At 50.7% G+C, this 669-nt stretch carries 1 rRNA gene (only partly in view); it reads right to left on the reverse strand.

The annotated features are described in order from the left end of the window. Positions 1 to 90 precede the first annotated feature (90 nt). A 16S ribosomal RNA gene (locus ACZ6RC_RS33310) occupies positions 91 to 669 on the reverse strand (it continues 977 nt past the right edge of the window).

A 669-nucleotide genomic window follows, 5' to 3' on the forward strand; every position in this document is an offset into this window, starting at 1 on the left:
CCTGAGCTACAAGCCTATAAAGGTATTTCTGCTCGTTACTTTCTATCAGACAATCTGTGTGAGCACGCCACTCGAATCAATATCTTTAGGTAAGGAGGTGATCCAACCGCAGGTTCCCCTACGGTTACCTTGTTACGACTTCACCCCAGTCATGAATCACAAAGTGGTAAGCGCCCTCCCGAAGGTTAAGCTACCTACTTCTTTTGCAACCCACTCCCATGGTGTGACGGGCGGTGTGTACAAGGCCCGGGAACGTATTCACCGTAGCATTCTGATCTACGATTACTAGCGATTCCGACTTCATGGAGTCGAGTTGCAGACTCCAATCCGGACTACGACATACTTTATGAGGTCCGCTTGCTCTCGCGAGGTCGCTTCTCTTTGTATATGCCATTGTAGCACGTGTGTAGCCCTACTCGTAAGGGCCATGATGACTTGACGTCATCCCCACCTTCCTCCAGTTTATCACTGGCAGTCTCCTTTGAGTTCCCGGCCGAACCGCTGGCAACAAAGGATAAGGGTTGCGCTCGTTGCGGGACTTAACCCAACATTTCACAACACGAGCTGACGACAGCCATGCAGCACCTGTCTCAGAGTTCCCGAAGGCACCAAAGCATCTCTGCTAAGTTCTCTGGATGTCAAGAGTAGGTAAGGTTCTTCGCGTTGCAT

Source organism: Streptomyces sp. NPDC048353 (assembly GCF_055587165.1).